This window comes from Alteromonas sp. ALT199 (genome assembly GCF_018619335.1).
Taxonomy (GTDB): domain Bacteria; phylum Pseudomonadota; class Gammaproteobacteria; order Enterobacterales; family Alteromonadaceae; genus Alteromonas.
Genome location: NZ_JAHHDX010000084.1, coordinates 167,683 through 184,458, shown reverse-complemented (window position 1 = coordinate 184,458; position 16,776 = coordinate 167,683). Strand labels below are relative to the sequence as shown.

Genomic DNA, 16,776 nt, shown 5'->3' with positions numbered 1-16,776 from the left:
AAATATCTTCTCAATTTTTTATTGGCATCATTATGTTTCAGCACTTTATATTGACTCGTTTTAATCTTAGAAAAAAAGGGTGGGACGAGACCAAGTCTCAGTCTAGAGTTTTAACAGACAGTTGGATGGAAAATAGATTAAAACTGTTTGAACAGTATTGTTATTCATCTATAAAAGCTCAAACTGAAAAGAACTTTGAGTGGTTGGTATTTTTCGATACAAACACGCCACAAATTTTTCGAGAAAAAATTAGTGAGTTATCAAAGACATTTACTAATTTTGTACCTATTTATGCTGACGGTATGGAAGACTTTTATCCATCTATCACCAGAGAAATAAAGTCCAAGCTGACAGCACCTTACCTTATAACTACGCGTTTAGATAACGACGATAGTCTTCATCAAGACTTCGTAAAAGAAGTACACAATCAGTTTTCAGAACAAAAGTTTATGGTCATTGACTTTGTTGACGGCCACACACTGCAAGTGGCACCACGGGTAAGATTTGGCAAGTATTCTCATGTTCATAACCCCTTTATGAGCTTAATTGAAAAAAGCGAAAACTTTAAAACCATATGGGTTCAGGAAAGACATGGTTATTGGAGTAGTATAAAAGAAGTAACGCCTGTAAGAGGAAAAAGAATGTGGATGTCAGTCATTCATATCGAAAACAAGGTAAATGAATATAAGGGCTATGGCAACGTAGAAAAAAGCGCCATCGAACCGTTTAATTTACATCCAGAGGCGCTTGAAAAATTTTATTTAAACGTGGAAGACCCTAAGTTAAATACAGTAAATGCTTTTAAACACAAATTAAAAACAAACTGGAAAGTTAATTTTAGGCTAACTAAAAGAAAGTTACTTTCATAATTACTGCATTAAAAAACAGTAACTTCGCTAATTGAAGTACTAAAAAAGCCCCCCAGTAATTGGTTAGTCCAGCTTATTGGGGCTCTTTCGTTTAGCGTCTTTTTCACAGTATGACTAGCGATAGCTTTACACAAACATTTGTTTAAATGCGGCCCACTGTTCATTGAACTGCTCGGTGGGCTTGCGAGTAAAGCCGCTGCGAATAAAGCCGTTAATACGCCCGTCGGTATAGCAAATCATCATATTGGCGATAATTGCTTCATCGGCAGAAAGGGTTTTCCCTTCACGCAGTTTACGCTCTCTTAGCACTTGCTTAAGCTGTGTTTCCAAGCGTTCAAAAAGCTTGGCGATACGGGCGCGTAGTCGGTCTTGCTCTCCCATTAACGCGTCGCCGTTTAAAATACGGGTAATGCCCGGGTTTTTCTCGGCAAAGCCTAAAATAAGGTGAAGAATAAGCTGACAGCGCGTGAGTGAGTCTTTTTCTTCGTTTACAATTTTGTTTATACGCGTAAAAAGCGTTTCTTCAATAAACTCAATAAGCCCTTCAAACATTCGCGCTTTACTGGGAAAGTGGCGATATAGTGCCGCTTCAGACACCCCGACTTTTTCCGCTAACTTAGCAGTAGTGATACGTTGACCTGGGCTGGTTTCTAACATTCCAGCAAGTGCTTGCAGAATTTGGGCTCTGCGATTGGTTTTTTTGACAGCAGGCATGACGAAAGTGGTTCCTCCGCTACCGAGTTATAGCAACCCGGGTTCCATGTTAAGTTGGCTTACACCAAAGCGTTTATATTTATCGTTTTTATTATCGACACTAAATAAGTATCTGTTAGTTTTTATTATTGAAAGCGTAACGTGCTGCAATGAGCGCTAGCAGCTGCTCGGCTAACGCATTTTTGCTGGTGGCGGGCAATCGTTTATCGCCATTTTGCCATATTACATGCAGCGCGTTTTTATCGCTATTAAACCCCAGACCTTCAGCCGTTATATCGTTTGCCGCAATCATATCTAGCTTCTTTTTAGTAAGCTTGCCGCGGGCGTAATCTTCCACATTTTGGCTCTCAGCTGCAAAGCCTACGCAAAATGGACGGTCTTGTCTGTTAGATACAGTTGCTAGAATATCAGGGTTTTTAACAAAAGTAAGTGTTAACTCATCGCCTGTTTTCTTTATTTTATTGTCCGCCACTGTGCATGCCTTATAATCGGCAACAGCTGCAGTACTAATAAAAATATCTGTAGAAGGCACAAGCTTTTCACAAGCACTAAGCATTTCATCTGCGGTGGTAACATCAATACGGTTACAATGGACAGGCGTTGAAAGTGCTACCGGCCCTGCAACTAAGGTTACATTTGCGCCGGCTTTTGCTGCAGCTTGTGCAATGGCAAACCCCATCTTTCCAGAACTATGATTAGAGATATAGCGAACCGGATCTAATGGCTCTCGGGTTGGCCCTGCGGTAATCGTGACTTGTTTTCCCGCTAAGTCTTTTAATGTTAATGCCAACTTTGAAGATTCAGCTTCATTCTCATTTAATACATTGGCGATATCTACAGGTTCAACCATGCGGCCCGAGCCCACATCACCACAAGCTTGCTCACCACTTGCTGGACCAATAAATATTACACCGTGCTCTTGAAGTGTAGTTATATTGCGCTGTGTCGCCGTTGCTTTCCACATTTGCTGGTTCATTGCTGGTGCAACAAAAAGCTTAGCCGTAGTTGCTAAATAAAGCGTTGCCAGTAAGTCATCTGCCATGCCGTGAGCAAGTTTAGCAATAGTGTTTGCTGTGGCTGGGGCGATAAGTAATATATCGGCCCATTTTGCTAATTCAATATGCCCCATAGCAGCTTCTGCAGCCGGGTCTAGAAGGTGTTGATGCACAGGGTGTCCGGATACCGCTTGAAGCGATAAAGAGCTCACGAACTCTGCGGCAGAGTCGGTAACGACAACGCGGACATTTGCACCTAACGCGGTGAGTTTTCGAACTAAATCTGGGGCTTTATAGGCGGCAATACCGCCCGTTACGCCCAGCAAAATGTTTTTATTAGCAATAGACATAAAAGAACACTAAATCTAAATATTGATATTAGCCTACCATGGCGACAAAAAATCGGGTAGCTGAACAAAAGTCGATTTTACAGCATAAGCTCTGACTAACCTTTAACTGTTCAATTTCTGAAGAATAAACCCGTCCTTCATACAGTCGTTAATTTTCCGAGATTCAATTATAACCACTATTTTATTGAGTTAACGGACCAAGAGTATGTCGATAAAAGTATGGCCGATAAGTGAAAGGCCAAGAGAAAAGCTACTACAGCACGGTGCAGAAAGCTTAAGTGATGCTGAGTTGCTCGCGGTGTTGCTAGGTAAGGGTGTTAAAGGAAAGAGCGCCCTATCTGTAGCGCACGAACTACTGAAAGAGTTAGGCTGTTTACGAGGTGTGGTAACCGCAACGAAAGAAAGCTATTCGAAAGTCTCTGGTATAGGCCCTTGTAAGTATGCGCAGTTTCAAGCGGGTTTTGAAGTTTTTAAACGAAATTTAGAAATAAAACTTAAACGGCAAGATGTGTTCAATAACGTAGATGACACCAAGCGCTATTTGCAGGCCAAGTTAAGAGACTGCGAAAGGGAAAAGTTTGCGCTTTTGATGCTTGATAGCCAACATCAACTAATTGCTTTTCGTACCATGTTTAATGGAACGATCAATAGTGCTGCGGTATATCCTCGAGAATTGATCAAACAAGTTATGATCGACAACGCGGCGGCGATCATTTTGGTCCATAATCACCCTTCAGGCGTAGCAGAACCTAGTCATGCAGACATTCGGCTAACATCCGAGATCAAAAATGCCATGGCATCGATCGACGTGCCCGTGCTTGATCATTTTGTGGTTGGAGACAAAGAAACCATTTCATTTGCGCAGCGTGGCTTGCTAACATAAGAAATCTAAGTCATTTGTCGATTATAATCTAGTCAAATGGTTGAAAATGATTTAGCATAGGACTTAGTGGGTAATTTTATTAAAGGACTGTTATGAAGAAGTCAATCATTGCATTATTTGCAGCTGCTACTATGGCAGCAGGTGTTAACGCACAAGAAAGTGAAGGCGGTGCTGGTGCAGGTGGTGCGGGCGCAGTAAGCGGTGGTCTAATCGCTACTGGTGTTGTTGCTGCTGGTATTATCGCTGGTGTTGCAAACAACAACTCTGCAGACGCGCCAGGAGATGGTGGCACTACTCCAGGTCAACCTACTTGTGAAGGTGACGATCCATTAGTAGACGACGTATGTGTTGGTACAACTAACACTGTTACTGTAACTACTTCTGGTACAAGCACTGTAACTAAAACAATTACTGTGCCTGTTACATTTACTTACGCGCCGACCGTACAGTAAAATTAAGAGTATTCGAAAAAGCCGCTTCTTTTAGCGGCTTTTTTTATTTTTACAGCAAAATTTAGTCATTTTTAGTTTTTGTCGGCGTATCTTAATGAAACTACACATTCTAGCGGCCATTATTGGCTTTCTTTGCCTGTCTCTTTCGGGATGTTCTACAACAACACTCGCTTATTACAATACGCTTAAACTTGCTTTAAAAGACCGCACGGTGACTTACACTGTTGAAGAAATAGCAGCAAGCAAAGCAGATCTGATGCAAATTAAAGCAGGCGAACGCGATGCCGCATCTCTCGCATTAGCCTATATCGATGGCGATAAGTATAAGTGGGTATCGGGTGACAAGGTTATCTTCACCATGCACCACGGTATTATCGTGAAAACTGAAGGTTTAGATAACGACCTCTTTTACACCGGTAATCTGCAGCATAATCCGTTAGCCACAAATGATGTCTTGGCTTTTAACTGGAAGCGTAAAGTCGATATCGCATCCATTGGCTACGGTGTTCCGGTGAATTCATCATGGCGAATAGTGGGAGAAGAAACCCACGACTACCTAGGTTTTTCTGTGCCTGTTATCAAAGTTATTGAAGCTGTAGAGTTTTCAGAATACACCCCTTTTATCGACGTGGGCCTGTCGTGGGAAAATACGTATTTCCTGCATAAAAACACGAAAGAACTATTGGCCTCGAAGCAACAGTTCAGCCCTGAGGGAGACGTATACGAGATGGTTTATTTAAGCCGTGTCGTACGTGAGATGAAGAAACAAGGAGCAACGCAATAATGAAGTTTATTTGTACGCTTTTTATTGCCTTAGGCTTTATTACATCGACAAGCTTGCACGCTAATGACGGCCTTGTAAGCGTAATGGTTAACAAGCAAACCTATCAGTTTGATCGTCCAATCAGGTTATCAAGCGTGTTATCTATTGTGGCTGATAATGGCGATTGGTATTGGCCTACAGCATCTGCGTTTGATTTAACCAATCCAAAAGCAGAAAGAGAAAAAGAGATTGCATTGTCACAAATTAAAGAGTTGTTGGTCAGCTTTAATGAAGGTTCTGACACCCACAAAGCGCTGCAAAACCTCTTTGACCAAGTGTCTTCATGGACGGTGTCTACACGTTTAGATATGCCTATTTCTTATAACCGAGCTAGGTTGTTTTTCGAAGACAACCCTATGTTTCAGCCGGGTAAGTATTGGATCCGCCTAAATGGTCGCCCTAATGTTGTTCATTTTTCTGGCGCTGTAGTTAAGCCAGGTGCTTATCAACATCAAAGCGACACCTCAATTTATACGGCGGCTCATACGGTTAAGAAGGCGATAGATGCCGACAGAAGTGTGGTCTATGTAATTGATCCAATGGGTAATATAGAAGAGAAGGGCATCGCTTATTGGAATTTAGACTTTGCTCAGCTTATGCCAGGTAGTCAGGTTTATGTGCCTATCTCTTCAGAGCTTTTCAGCAATAAACTTAAGCAATTAAATGAGCGCGTTGCCGCGTTAGCTGTACATAGGGTTTTACCTCAATGAGTGCGCCAATATTATCTAAGAAAAAAACACTCGCGCTGGTAATTGGCAGCGCATTATCTTCTACCACGCTTGCTGACACTCAACTTCGCGTTACGCCTTCGCAGATGGTGCAAGGTGGTAATGGGCTTATACAAACGCCAACCGCGCGCATGCGAGAAGAAGGCGGAATGGCTATCAACTATACCGACAATGGTGAATACCGTTTCTGGTCAGTTAATATTCAACTTTACGATTGGATGGAGGCTACTGCCCGCTATACCGACGTACGTACACAACTTTATAGTCAAGTTGACTCGTTCAGTGGCGATCAAACCCTTAAAGATAAGGGGTTAGACGTTAAATTCAGGTTGTGGAAAGAAAGTTACTACTTGCCTGACATCAGTGTTGGTTTTAGAGATTTCGGTGGTACAGGCTTTTTCGAAAGTGAATATGTAAACGCCAGTAAGTCTGTAGGCCCATTCGATTTTCACTTAGGCTTAGGTTGGGGCTATCTAGGTACAGCAGACGATATCACTAACCCTTTTTGTGAGGTTAAAGATAGCTTCTGTGAACGCCCAGGTGGGTTCTCAGGACGTGGTGGAAAGGTAGATTACGATCAATTTTTTAAAGGCACCACAGCCTTTTTTGGTGGCGTAGAGTACCAGACACCATGGGAGCCCTTAACGCTGAAGCTAGAATTTGAAGGAAACGATTACTCCCGTGATAGAGCTGGTCGCTTAGAACAAGATTCTCGTTGGAATGTGGGGGCGGTATATCGCTACAAAGATTTTGACTTCTCGTTAAATTATCAACGTGGAAACACCATTGGTTTTGGTGTGACATATCGTTTTAACATGAATACCGCATCTCAGATTAAATTTGACGATAAACCGCGAAATTTGATGGGAAGAAATGCGCCTTCTGAAGTAAAAGAAGTGAACAAGTCTCGTCTTTACAACGACCTTTACAACTCGGGTGGCTTCCTTTTATCCGATGCTGAAATTAAAGAAGACAGCGCGACTTTCTATGGAACGCAGGTCAAATATCGTGACCAAGATGAAGCTATCGAGCGGGTGGGACGTGTAGCGGCTTCTGAGCTTCCAGATAGTGTTAAGACTTATCATATGGTAGATAACCGCGGCGGCCTTCCATTGGTTGATACCCAAATAGATGCTGAAGCCTTTATCTCAGCCGCGCGGTATGAATCAGTAGATGCCGACATAACTGAGACCTATTTCAGAACGTCACCTTCTAAAGAAGTGATGGAAGCTTACGACCCTGAAAATACATCAGGCTTTTTCTACAGCGCCGACTTCTTTTTCACCCAGTCGTTTGGTAACCCAGAAGACTTCTATCTTTATCAAACGGGACTAATGCTAAATGGCGGTTATGCGCTAAATGAAAACTTCTCGGCTATGAGTAGTTTACGAGTAACGTTACTTGATAACTTCGATAAATTTAACTATCTCGTTGATGGTGAAGACGTATCGTTGCCTCGGGTGCGTACTCGGGTTCGTGAATACGTGTCTGAAAATGATGTGTGGTTAGATACCGCGTTTTTACATTACAAAGACAATATTGCCGAAGACCTTTATGCACAAGCATACGCAGGTTATTTAGAAACTATGTTTGCTGGTGTAGGTGGTGAAATTCTTTATCGCCCTGTCGACAGTAACGTCGCTTATGGCATCGATATTAACTACGTTAAGCAGCGTGACCCTTATAGTCAAACAGGCTTAGAGGATTACGACACAATAACCGGTCATGCAAGCGTCTACTGGCAGCCTGAATTCCTTGATGATACGCAGATAACAGTAAGTGCTGGCCAATTTTTGGCGAAAGACAAAGGCGTAAATATCGATTACGCCAAGCGCTTTGATAGCGGCATTATAGTGGGCGCTTATGCAGCCTTTACCGATGTTTCTTCAGAAGAATATGGCGAAGGGAGCTTTACCAAAGGTTTCTATATTTCCATTCCTACTGATTTGTTCTTGCTAGAACCGTCGAAAGGGCGTGGCTTGTTCCCTTGGGTACCTATCTCTCGCGATGGCGGTCAGCTATTACGCCGGCCTTCAAGGTTGATAGATTTAACCGAAGTTAGGTCTCCTTTTTATGACTAAATAGAAAAACGCCACGTTATTGTGGCGTTTTTTCTGCCCGTAGACATCAGAATCCAAATATGAAATTAAAGTGTAGATTGCGTATTTATTCGTAGCTAAACAGCCAAGAGAAAAGTACAATACAGCCCATGAAAAATGAGTGCTGGTGGTATTTTGTGCAAAAATAGTACGTAAAAGTAACCTTTTTGTACTTTCTTATTGAAATGATCCTGCCTTTGCTGTATAAAATGCGCCCTCTAATTTATAGTAATACGTCATTTGACCCAACCACTGTTTGAGCGCTTGGGATTAACTGACGCGACAGTTATCGTTGTTCTGGAGACAAATACAATGTCAAGAGTATGCCAAGTAACAGGTAAGCGTCCAACGGTTGGTAATAACCGTTCACACGCACGAAATGCGACTCGTCGTCGCTTTTTACCAAACCTTCAAACACACCGTTTTTGGGTTGAGAGCGAAAGCCGTTTTGTTAAACTACGTTTGTCTGCTAAAGGCATGCGTATCATCGATAAGAAAGGTATTGATTCAGTACTTACTGACATCCGTGCCCGTGGTGAGAAAATCTAAGGAAGCCGACAATGCGTGATAAAATTAAACTAGTTTCTTCAGCAGGTACAGGTTTCTTCTACACCACTGATAAAAACAAGCGTAACATGCCTGGCAAAATGGAGATCAAAAAGTTTGATCCCGTTGTGCGTAAGCACGTTATGTTCAAAGAGGCCAAAATCAAGTAATTAGCTTGCTTTTGTCTCCACAAAAACCCAGCTTTTGCTGGGTTTTTTGCTTTTTACGTCCAATTTACAGATCCCACGGGATCGCCATCCAATATATAAATGATCAAACCTTAGCCTTTCATTAATCGTTATCTTTAATGATGCCTAGCCTATATTTGAGCTAAAGTCTGCGCTAATGCAACCTGCGTTTTTCTTACCACACAAAGTCATGGCCCAATTAAAACCAAGTGCGAGATAAATGTACCTCACACCTGAAAATACTGTGAATCATCTACAAATATTGAATTAGCTAATATGGGAATGAGGTATTAGTATATTGCGTTGTTTATAGTCGACCATATTACGGGAATAACGCGTGGCAAGAATTTCTCAGCGGGCAATGAATAACGTGGTTATTATTGCGATGCTCATTATGATTGCGCTGTTCAACTTAGACAGTTTGGTACCAAAGAAAGACCCTGTACAAACGCGTAGCTTATTACCTGAAGATGCCTACGTGCTCAAGATAGAGCATGATACAAACAGCCTAGAGCGCATCGGGCAACAGTGGCGTCAGAAAGGTCTTAACACCAGCCTTGCAGTAAAACCCGATGAGCAGTTCTCACACTGGCAACGGGCTATGCTGAATCCAGCGACTGAGGTACCTGAGTCGGTCGTGAACACCCAGCCTTATATTGTTGTGGTTTGGCTTGCGGGCAATAGTAACGGCAACGTTTATGCTATCTACCCCAATACATCACCGGTAGTGATCAAATTTGAAAATAACTGGTACACATTAACCAATACCGACCTAGATAAATTATTACCTTGGACATTATAAATGCCTGAATTACCAGAAGTTGAAGTAAGCCGTTTGGGCGTATCTCCGCATTTAACGGGCAATACCATTACTCAAGTGGTGGTACGGGAACGTAGAATGCGCTGGCCAATACCTGAGGAAGTCTCAAACGTTGAGGGCCAAAAGGTTATGGCGGTAAAACGTAGGGCGAAATACCTGTTAATTGAGACAGCAACAGGCACACTGGTTTTACATCTAGGTATGTCAGGCAAACTGCGGGTTATTGATGCAAACACACCCGTTGTGAAACACGACCATGTGGATATTGTTTTAAATACCGGTAAGTGTTTGCGCTTAAACGACCCTAGGCGCTTTGGTGCTGTGTTATTTCATGCGCCCGACACACAACAAACAATGTTCGATAACTTGGGCCCAGAGCCTCTTACAGACGACTTTGACGACAAGCGATTGTTTAGTCTATCGCGTAATCGCAAAGGCCCGGTGAAAAACTTCATTATGGATAACGCTATCGTTGTAGGTGTGGGGAATATTTACGCGAACGAAGCTTTGTTCCTTGCAGGCATCGATCCAAGAAGAGCTGCAGGTAATATCAGTGCCGCTCGTTACAAGTCACTTACTGCAACAATAAAACAAGTGCTTGCTAAAGCCATCGAGCAGGGCGGCACTACGCTCAAAGACTTTGCACAAACCGATGGCAAGCCGGGCTACTTTGCACAGCATTTAAATGTATATGGGAGAAAAGGTGAGCCTTGTGAAGCTTGCGGTAAAGCAATTGAAAGCAAGACCATAGGGCAGCGTAATACCTTTTTTTGTACTCGCTGCCAGCGCTAATAGCTAAAAAAGAGTCAGAGCTAGAAAGAGTTACAGTTAGAAAGAACCATAGCTAAAAGCAACTTAACACTGTAAACCGGATGTACTGTAAAAAGTCGGCTTCCTAGCTCTTTTTACCTAGCCTGTCTCTTAACGCTTGCTCTACCACTGGGTGGCAAAAACCATTTACCGCACCCCGATGCAGCGCTACTTCTTTTACTAGGGTAGAAGATATAAATGAATTCTCTTCCGCTGGAGTTAAAAATACACTCTCAAGCTTTGGGTTTAGGCGTCTATTCATATTGGCCAGCTGGAATTCGTATTCGAAATCAGATACAGCGCGCAAGCCACGAATCAAAATAGTCGCGTTTTGTTCATCCGCAAAGTCCGCTAGCAAACCCGTAAACCCTACTACTTCTACATTAGGTAAATCGGCGGTTACTTTCTTTATCATTTCTACTCGCTCTTCCAACGTAAATAGCGGCTTTTTACTTGGATTAGAAGCGATAGCCACAATAACGTGAGAGAATAGCTGAGATGCGCGTTCAATAAGGTCAGCATGACCGTTCGTAATTGGGTCGAAAGTACCTGGGTAAAGTGCTCTAGTGTGCATAAAATTGAATCTTATCGTTGTATAGGGTTTATAGGTTCAACGGGGCTACTGTACCACATTAATTAGCAATGCTAAGTACTGTAGCAATTACGTTTATTATTCGCAGTTTTTAGCGCTTCACCAATTCGTTATAGCCATCTAAGCATGCAGTCCAATCGTCTTCTTTCCAATGAAACACTGGGTTTTTGGCTTGCTCTTTATGCAAAGAACGCAATAGGCGATCTAAGTTACTTTTCTTCCAGCTATCCCCTTGACGTTTCGAACAGCGATCAAAGTCGATAAGCCAAATCTGCTTATCATTATCAATCATAATGTTTCGAACATTCGCGTCGTGATGATAAACCTGACAATTATGCATACGCGCCATCGCTCGCCCAACTTCCTGCCATTCGTCTTCAGATAATGGCTGCTGACACAAGACGTGGTGAAGATCTTGGCTATTAGGAATATTAAGCGTGATGATATCTCCCCGATAAATCAAGCCTCTGCGATGAATACGCGCAGCAACAGGTACAGGCACCAAAAGGCCTTCATCTCGCATGTATTCAAGTAATCTAAACTCTTCGAAAGGCCTGGAGTGTTCAATGCCATTAAAAAAGTACTGGTCGCTAAGTATTTTGCCCACCAGACCGCCACGCATAAAGTGACGTAAAACCCAGTGTTGACCCTCATGCTCAATGAAAATGGTTGTACCACGTCCTTTAGCTTGACCTGTTATTTTGTTTTGCAGCTGCCAAAATTCAGGGCTAAACATTTCTGTGTTAGGCTGACTGACCAAAGTGTTGTCGAAAATAAAGTGGTGCCCAGCACCTATGTCTCGTCGCATTGTCGCCATGTTGCCCACAACTTATGGTAAATTTCATATTCTAATGATTTATTTTGGTTTTTCAGCAACGAGAGAGCTTCTTCGGTAAAAAAGATTTGTTTAATACGCTTATCGGCCATTGGGGATGTATGTCATGCCGTCGCAATGGTTGCTCGAATTCAATCACAGTGACGCGATGCTGCTACAAAGCATGCTCATGCGCTTAAAGGTTTTATGGATTTTGCCGATGCATTGGCCGTACCTGAGTCAAAAGCCATTTCTCGGAATATTCCCGTTGCGTCAGAAGATGTGAAGTGGGGAGAAGAATAAGTAAAAACCTTGGGTAAATATGTTGTTATTTCTCTAGAGGCAAGTAAGGCCGAGAGAATTTGATTGCCACAGCGATACGCAAGTATTGCCGACTATATCTAAGAGGCTGGGGTCATCGTGATATTATATGCCGGTCCAGGAGGTTTAGACCGCAAAACTGCTGATGCAATTAAAGCGCGTGTGAAATATCCGCTTAACGACTTTACTGGGCAAACAAAATTGCAACAGCTGCTTATGTTACTAAAGCATGCCCACTTAGTTATTGCACAGACACTGGACCTGCTCACATGACTACCACGGTACACACACCCGTTATTGGGTTATATGCATAATCAAACCCAAGTAGAACAGGGCCTTACAACGGCCTTGATAGGGTTGTGTCTATCTATGACGAATGCGTAGAAGAACTAAAAGGGTAACCATGTGATGCCTTGCCATGGGAAACGCGAGCCAAAGGAAAACAAATGATGGAAAAGATTACAGTGGATATGGTAAAGCAAAAAGTTCTACCGTTTCTTGCTTAATTTCTTTTCTTGGAAGGTAAAACTACCAACTATTATCTACACTTAGCGTTGTGCTGTGTACTTCTGTAAAACATGGAGTCGTTACTTAATGAAAAAGCCCGCTTTGCGATGGCTGTCCGAGATTCAAGCTTTCACCACATCTAAAATAGTATTGCTAACGTTAGCAGTACTATTTATTTGTGCGTCTAAAGTGAATGCCTCGGAACTCAAAGTAATGGTGAACGAAAGCGTAATAGTCGCAGAGCTTAATCGTTCTGAGCTTCGACAGATTTTTACAGGGCAGCGTCAGTACTGGGACAACGGCACTAAAATAACGGTTTTTGTACTGCAAGACAGCGACGAATTACACCGACAATTTTGTCGCGAGATACTGCAAATGTTTCCTTATCAACTGTCTCGGCTATGGGACCAGATGACTTATTCCGGCCAAGGCATTACCCCCATAAGGGTGACCTCTTACCAAGCATTAGTTGATGCGCTAGAAAACACGGCAGGCTCTATCGGTTACGTTGAGCAAACCGATATCGTAAAGCTTAGACGCGTTGAGGTAGACTTAGAATGAAAAGATACATCGCTTTTGCGCTTGGGCTCTTAAGTACTTTTGTTGTTAACGCGCAATCAGACTTTACATGGCATGGCTATATTTCCCAAGGCATAACCCAGTCGAAAGACAGCAGCTTTATTACCGACGACGATAATATAACGGGTGAAATCACCGAAATTGGTTTAAACGGGTATTATCAACTAGCCGAAAATATATCTATTGCTGGGCAAATCAATTATTTAGGTGGTGGAAACCGCTTTGAGGAAGGTGCTCGTCTAGACTACTTATTTGTCGATTGGAAACTACCTAAATTACCTGGCGGATGGCGCGGACAAATTCATGCAGGGCGCTTCAAAAATACTCATTGGCTGTACTCCTCTACCCGGGATGTTCCTCAAACGCGATATACCTCAGTATTGCCGCAATCGGTGTACTTTGATGGTTTTCGCGATGTGGCATTGGGCAGTAACGGCATTCTGACCAGTTTTTCTCATTACGGTAAAGAATATACTTGGGAGCTTAATTGGAGCTACGGGCGCTCGAATATTAACGACTCTCAGCGTGACTTTCTCCTAGGCGATGACGCTAAAGGTAAGATAAAACAAGACTTTGTACATCAAGCAAGCGTGTTTTTACAGCCCTCATCCATGACCTGGAGAATAGGTGCTAGTTGGCTTAATTCCGATTTCAGGTACACGCCATCGCAAGATGATAATCGGTTATCAGGCGGAGCTAATGTCGAGCGATTTATGTTGTCTGCCCAATATTTTGCTGAAAACTGGGAGGTATCTGCTGAGTTACTTCGTGAAAAGCAAGATAGCAAGGGATTGTTTACCCCAGATTTTGCCGAAAAGCGCACAGGAGAAGGCGGTTTCGTTCAATTTAGGTATCTGTTTAACAACAAAATCAGTGGCCTGATTGGTTACGATACTTACATCAACGATACCTCCGACAGCGATGGCAAGGCTCTAGAAGCTAGGACCGGTGGCCTTATTCCTGCCTACTTCGGATATCAAGATACTTATACGGTGGGTTTACGCTGGGACATCGCACCTAAATGGCGACTGCAGGGCGAATATCACTGGGTTGAAGGGGCAACGCGTGTAGTAAGCTTATTAAATCGTGATGTGGCATCCCACGCTGATAAACATTGGGAAATGTGGTCACTGCAGTTGATGTATTGGTTTTAAGGGTAACAAATGAAGGTTCAGGTATCGTTTACCACCAAAACCATCGCTATTTTACTGGCCATGGTTTTAACCGTTACCGTCGTCATATCTACTGTGCTTATTCAAGAGGCTGAAGCACAACTTGTGCTACAGCAAAGAGAAAGTCAAATCAGCAATCAACGTCGTGTACAGTTGTTTGAGGATATCCTTCACAGCCGCATGATCACCCTCATTGATATCATCAGCCGAAAAAACGGCTCAAATTCCAATGACCTGGAAAAGCTCTACAGTACGTTGGATGACTTAAGCGAATATCTAGCGTTAAACTTTCAAGTGGAAACGCTTTATTTATTCGATGAAAACGGCGTTGTCGGACAGCCAATTTACCCAGTTGACAGCACCATAGAACGGCTTGTCGATACCACCCGAGCTACATTTGAAAGCCGGTCTTCGCTTTTGTGTGAAAGCGTATGTACGCACTATATTTCCATACCTATAATGGCGTCGAGCGAGAAAGTACCAGTTATAATCGTATCTACTTCCATGCGTGAACTGCTGTACCTGTTTAGCCGAGCAACCGATATGCATAAAGTAGCTGTTGTTCAATTAAGCGAGTCACAAACCGGGGAAGTTGCGCTGGAGGTATCAAGTCAGGTTACCGCAGCAAATAAACAGTTTTTGAATTCACTTATTCAAGCATTACCTAAAAACTGGCGTGTCGACGACCTTGTAATAAAAGGGCTAAACGTGAGTTTAAATGGTCAGAAGCTTTTAGTCAGTCTGCTGCCTTTCGACCATGCCTCTGGCGACCATCCTTATCTACTTATTGTTCAAGATGTGTCGGCAATGATGCGACAAAACGAACAATATCGGTACGTTGTTATCTCTAGTGCTATTGCGTTGTTTTTACTTTTCTCTTCACTGCTTTACCTTTTTTTAAATCAATATCGCACACGGCTTTTAGATATAAGCGAACGCTTACCTATGTTGGCAGAGCACAAGTTCAGCGAGTATTATTCTATTGCTGCTAAGCGCCGAAAGCTGCCAATGTTTAGATTAACTGATGAACTGGATGTGGTTGAGGAAGCCGCGAACGATTTAGCGCGTCAGCTCGAAAGTTTCGACGGTCAAATGGCAATAAACACCGCTAAACTCGAAAAAATGGCGATGTTCGATGTGCTTACAGGTCTGCCAAATCGCAACATGTTGACCTTTCAAATTGAAAAACAACTGGCCAGTTCAATTCGCGATGACAGGCTAGTCGCGCTTATGTTTATGGACTTAGACGACTTCAAGAAAGTTAACGATAGTCACGGCCATGATGTTGGCGATAAGTTGCTTAAAGCCGCTGCCATGCGAATTTCTCGGCCTATTCGAGAATCTGACATTGCCTCTCGTTTCGGTGGCGATGAATTTGTTATTTTACTGTCGAATATAGAGAGTAAAAAACACGTTGATACTGTAGCGCAAAAAATTATCGACGAGTTTAAAGAGCCTATTATTGTTGATAGCGTTACTTTTTATGTTTCAATCAGCATCGGTATTGCCATTACTAATCACTCGCGAGCCACGCCGGTTGAGCTGTTGCGTCATGCCGATATTGCGATGTACGAGGCAAAAGCGAAGAAAGGCGCCGAGTTCAGAGTCTATGACGCCACAATGAATCTAAAAGTGATGCAGAAGGTTGAGTTAGAGTCTGAAGCCCGAGAAGCATTAAGAGACAACCAGTTCAGCCTAGCCTTACAGCCGCAAATAGACATGCATAGTGGTAAACTCATGGGCTTTGAAGCGCTATTGCGCTGGTATCACCCCAAGAAAGGTCATATTTCGCCTGGTGATTTTATACCGTTGCTTGAAAATACCTCGTTTATGCTAGAGCTAGATTATTGGGTTATTACACGTTCTACCCATTTAGTGCGTGAATTCAAAAATAGCGGCTACCCGGGTATTAAAATAGCGCTTAATTTATCAGCGGGGCAATTCCTCGATCCGAGCCTACCCGAGTTCTTACAGCACCAAATTATCAAAAATGATATCGCCCCTGATCAGGTTTGCTTAGAACTCACCGAAACCGTATTGGTCTCAGATATCAAACGGGCAACTGAAATAATGCAAACCATACGCAATATGGGATGTATGTTAGCTATTGACGACTTTGGAACTGGCTATTCATCGCTAAGCTACTTAAAGTCGCTGCCAGCTGACTACATTAAAGTAGATCGCTCTTTTGTAGCCAATATTGCCAGCAGTGCAGACGACAGAAACATAGTTCACTCCACCATATCGATGGTGCGTAACATGGGAATGCAGGTAGTGGCCGAAGGTATTGAAACCAATGAGCAATACGAATTACTTTGCCATTTCGATTGCCATCAAGGTCAAGGTTATCTTATAAGCCGCCCAATTCCTGAAGCAGATATATGGGGCATATTAAGCGACAAAGTCGAAAATGGCTTTTGGAGAGATTTTACGTAACCTTGATAGTGAACAAGTGTCCTTCGAACGTTTATCTGTGAGTGTGTTGATTAATTTACAAACTTAGTCGACAAACCC

The 16,776-nt window shown here is 42.8% G+C and carries 18 protein-coding genes; 14 read left to right on the top strand and 4 right to left on the bottom strand.

The genetic code is table 11. The annotated features are described in order from the left end of the window. Positions 1-32: 32 nt before the first annotated feature. Positions 33-869, top strand: a complete 837-nt coding sequence (locus KL866_RS09005) for a glycosyltransferase (RefSeq protein ID WP_025257101.1) — start codon at positions 33-35, stop codon at positions 867-869. Positions 870-995: 126 nt separating this feature from the next. Here the strand turns inward: KL866_RS09005 and slmA are convergent, their stop codons facing one another. Next, entirely contained in the window at positions 996-1,583 is a 588-nt protein-coding gene (gene slmA, locus KL866_RS09000) for a nucleoid occlusion factor SlmA (protein WP_012516568.1), read from the bottom strand. A gap of 115 nt (positions 1,584-1,698) precedes the next feature. Further along, entirely contained in the window at positions 1,699-2,928 is a 1,230-nt protein-coding gene (coaBC, locus tag KL866_RS08995) for a bifunctional phosphopantothenoylcysteine decarboxylase/phosphopantothenate--cysteine ligase CoaBC (RefSeq protein WP_025257100.1), read from the bottom strand. 205 nt (positions 2,929-3,133) lie between these two features. Here coaBC and radC point away from each other — a divergent pair, with 205 nt between their 5' ends. From radC to mutM, 9 genes are all read left to right on the top strand, one after another. Then, on the top strand, positions 3,134-3,811 hold the full coding sequence (gene radC, locus KL866_RS08990) for a RadC family protein (RefSeq protein WP_025257099.1): 678 nt from the start codon (positions 3,134-3,136) through the stop codon (positions 3,809-3,811). Between the two features lie 92 nt (positions 3,812-3,903). After that, positions 3,904-4,263 carry a hypothetical protein gene (locus tag KL866_RS08985; RefSeq protein WP_025257098.1) on the top strand — a complete coding sequence of 120 codons (360 nt, stop codon included), beginning with the start codon at positions 3,904-3,906 and terminating at the stop codon, positions 4,261-4,263. A 94-nt stretch (positions 4,264-4,357) separates the two neighbouring features. Continuing rightward, complete coding sequence (locus KL866_RS08980) at positions 4,358-5,047, top strand: YjbF family lipoprotein (protein WP_025257097.1); 690 nt, start codon at positions 4,358-4,360, stop codon at positions 5,045-5,047. Continuing rightward, positions 5,047-5,796 (top strand): capsule biosynthesis GfcC family protein, encoded by a 750-nt coding sequence (locus KL866_RS08975; protein ID WP_025257096.1) that lies wholly within the window; start codon positions 5,047-5,049, stop codon positions 5,794-5,796. Before KL866_RS08980 ends, KL866_RS08975 begins: the two co-directional genes overlap by 1 nt. Beyond that, complete coding sequence (locus KL866_RS08970; protein ID WP_025257095.1) at positions 5,793-7,895, top strand: YjbH domain-containing protein; 2,103 nt, start codon at positions 5,793-5,795, stop codon at positions 7,893-7,895. The genes KL866_RS08975 and KL866_RS08970 overlap by 4 nt, the downstream gene beginning before the upstream one ends. A 330-nt stretch (positions 7,896-8,225) precedes the next feature. Beyond that, positions 8,226-8,462 carry a 50S ribosomal protein L28 gene (rpmB, locus tag KL866_RS08965; protein ID WP_012516576.1) on the top strand — a complete coding sequence of 79 codons (237 nt, stop codon included), beginning with the start codon at positions 8,226-8,228 and terminating at the stop codon, positions 8,460-8,462. Between the two features lie 11 nt (positions 8,463-8,473). Beyond that, positions 8,474-8,629: a 50S ribosomal protein L33 gene (gene rpmG / locus KL866_RS08960; protein WP_013786148.1), complete on the top strand. Its 156-nt coding sequence runs from the start codon at positions 8,474-8,476 to the stop codon at positions 8,627-8,629. Positions 8,630-8,984: 355 nt separating this feature from the next. Further along, positions 8,985-9,449 (top strand): hypothetical protein, encoded by a 465-nt coding sequence (locus tag KL866_RS08955; protein WP_025257094.1) that lies wholly within the window; start codon positions 8,985-8,987, stop codon positions 9,447-9,449. Beyond that, a complete protein-coding gene (gene mutM / locus KL866_RS08950; RefSeq protein ID WP_025257093.1) occupies positions 9,450-10,259 on the top strand; it encodes a bifunctional DNA-formamidopyrimidine glycosylase/DNA-(apurinic or apyrimidinic site) lyase in 810 nt (269 codons plus the stop codon). It begins immediately after the preceding gene. A 103-nt stretch (positions 10,260-10,362) separates the two neighbouring features. Here the strand turns inward: mutM and coaD are convergent, their stop codons facing one another. Further along, entirely contained in the window at positions 10,363-10,851 is a 489-nt protein-coding gene (gene coaD, locus KL866_RS08945; protein WP_025257092.1) for a pantetheine-phosphate adenylyltransferase, read from the bottom strand. Between the two features lie 109 nt (positions 10,852-10,960). Next, complete coding sequence (locus KL866_RS08940; RefSeq protein WP_025257091.1) at positions 10,961-11,686, bottom strand: 3-deoxy-D-manno-octulosonic acid kinase; 726 nt, start codon at positions 11,684-11,686, stop codon at positions 10,961-10,963. Positions 11,687-12,204: 518 nt separating this feature from the next. Here KL866_RS08940 and KL866_RS20630 point away from each other — a divergent pair. From KL866_RS20630 to KL866_RS08920, 4 genes are all read left to right on the top strand, one after another. After that, complete coding sequence (locus tag KL866_RS20630) at positions 12,205-12,318, top strand: glycosyltransferase family 9 protein (RefSeq protein ID WP_409173980.1); 114 nt, start codon at positions 12,205-12,207, stop codon at positions 12,316-12,318. A gap of 280 nt (positions 12,319-12,598) precedes the next feature. After that, positions 12,599-13,072, top strand: a complete 474-nt coding sequence (locus KL866_RS08930) for a hypothetical protein (RefSeq protein ID WP_025257090.1) — start codon at positions 12,599-12,601, stop codon at positions 13,070-13,072. Continuing rightward, positions 13,069-14,244 carry a hypothetical protein gene (locus tag KL866_RS08925; RefSeq protein ID WP_214994705.1) on the top strand — a complete coding sequence of 392 codons (1,176 nt, stop codon included), beginning with the start codon at positions 13,069-13,071 and terminating at the stop codon, positions 14,242-14,244. The genes KL866_RS08930 and KL866_RS08925 overlap by 4 nt, the downstream gene beginning before the upstream one ends. A 9-nt stretch (positions 14,245-14,253) precedes the next feature. Continuing rightward, positions 14,254-16,698: an EAL domain-containing protein gene (locus KL866_RS08920; protein WP_025257088.1), complete on the top strand. Its 2,445-nt coding sequence runs from the start codon at positions 14,254-14,256 to the stop codon at positions 16,696-16,698. Positions 16,699-16,776 lie beyond the last annotated feature (78 nt).

Coding starts and splice junctions, on each gene's coding strand:
- KL866_RS09005 (WP_025257101.1), top strand. CDS start 33: ATGTTTCAGCACTTTATATTGACTCGTTTTAATCTTAGAAAAAAAGGG.
- slmA (WP_012516568.1), bottom strand. CDS start 1,583: ATGCCTGCTGTCAAAAAAACCAATCGCAGAGCCCAAATTCTGCAAGCA.
- coaBC (WP_025257100.1), bottom strand. CDS start 2,928: ATGTCTATTGCTAATAAAAACATTTTGCTGGGCGTAACGGGCGGTATT.
- radC (WP_025257099.1), top strand. CDS start 3,134: ATGTCGATAAAAGTATGGCCGATAAGTGAAAGGCCAAGAGAAAAGCTA.
- KL866_RS08985 (WP_025257098.1), top strand. CDS start 3,904: ATGAAGAAGTCAATCATTGCATTATTTGCAGCTGCTACTATGGCAGCA.
- KL866_RS08980 (WP_025257097.1), top strand. CDS start 4,358: ATGAAACTACACATTCTAGCGGCCATTATTGGCTTTCTTTGCCTGTCT.
- KL866_RS08975 (WP_025257096.1), top strand. CDS start 5,047: ATGAAGTTTATTTGTACGCTTTTTATTGCCTTAGGCTTTATTACATCG.
- KL866_RS08970 (WP_025257095.1), top strand. CDS start 5,793: ATGAGTGCGCCAATATTATCTAAGAAAAAAACACTCGCGCTGGTAATT.
- rpmB (WP_012516576.1), top strand. CDS start 8,226: ATGTCAAGAGTATGCCAAGTAACAGGTAAGCGTCCAACGGTTGGTAAT.
- rpmG (WP_013786148.1), top strand. CDS start 8,474: ATGCGTGATAAAATTAAACTAGTTTCTTCAGCAGGTACAGGTTTCTTC.
- mutM (WP_025257093.1), top strand. CDS start 9,450: ATGCCTGAATTACCAGAAGTTGAAGTAAGCCGTTTGGGCGTATCTCCG.
- coaD (WP_025257092.1), bottom strand. CDS start 10,851: ATGCACACTAGAGCACTTTACCCAGGTACTTTCGACCCAATTACGAAC.
- KL866_RS08940 (WP_025257091.1), bottom strand. CDS start 11,686: ATGGCGACAATGCGACGAGACATAGGTGCTGGGCACCACTTTATTTTC.
- KL866_RS08930 (WP_025257090.1), top strand. CDS start 12,599: ATGAAAAAGCCCGCTTTGCGATGGCTGTCCGAGATTCAAGCTTTCACC.
- KL866_RS08925 (WP_214994705.1), top strand. CDS start 13,069: ATGAAAAGATACATCGCTTTTGCGCTTGGGCTCTTAAGTACTTTTGTT.
- KL866_RS08920 (WP_025257088.1), top strand. CDS start 14,254: ATGAAGGTTCAGGTATCGTTTACCACCAAAACCATCGCTATTTTACTG.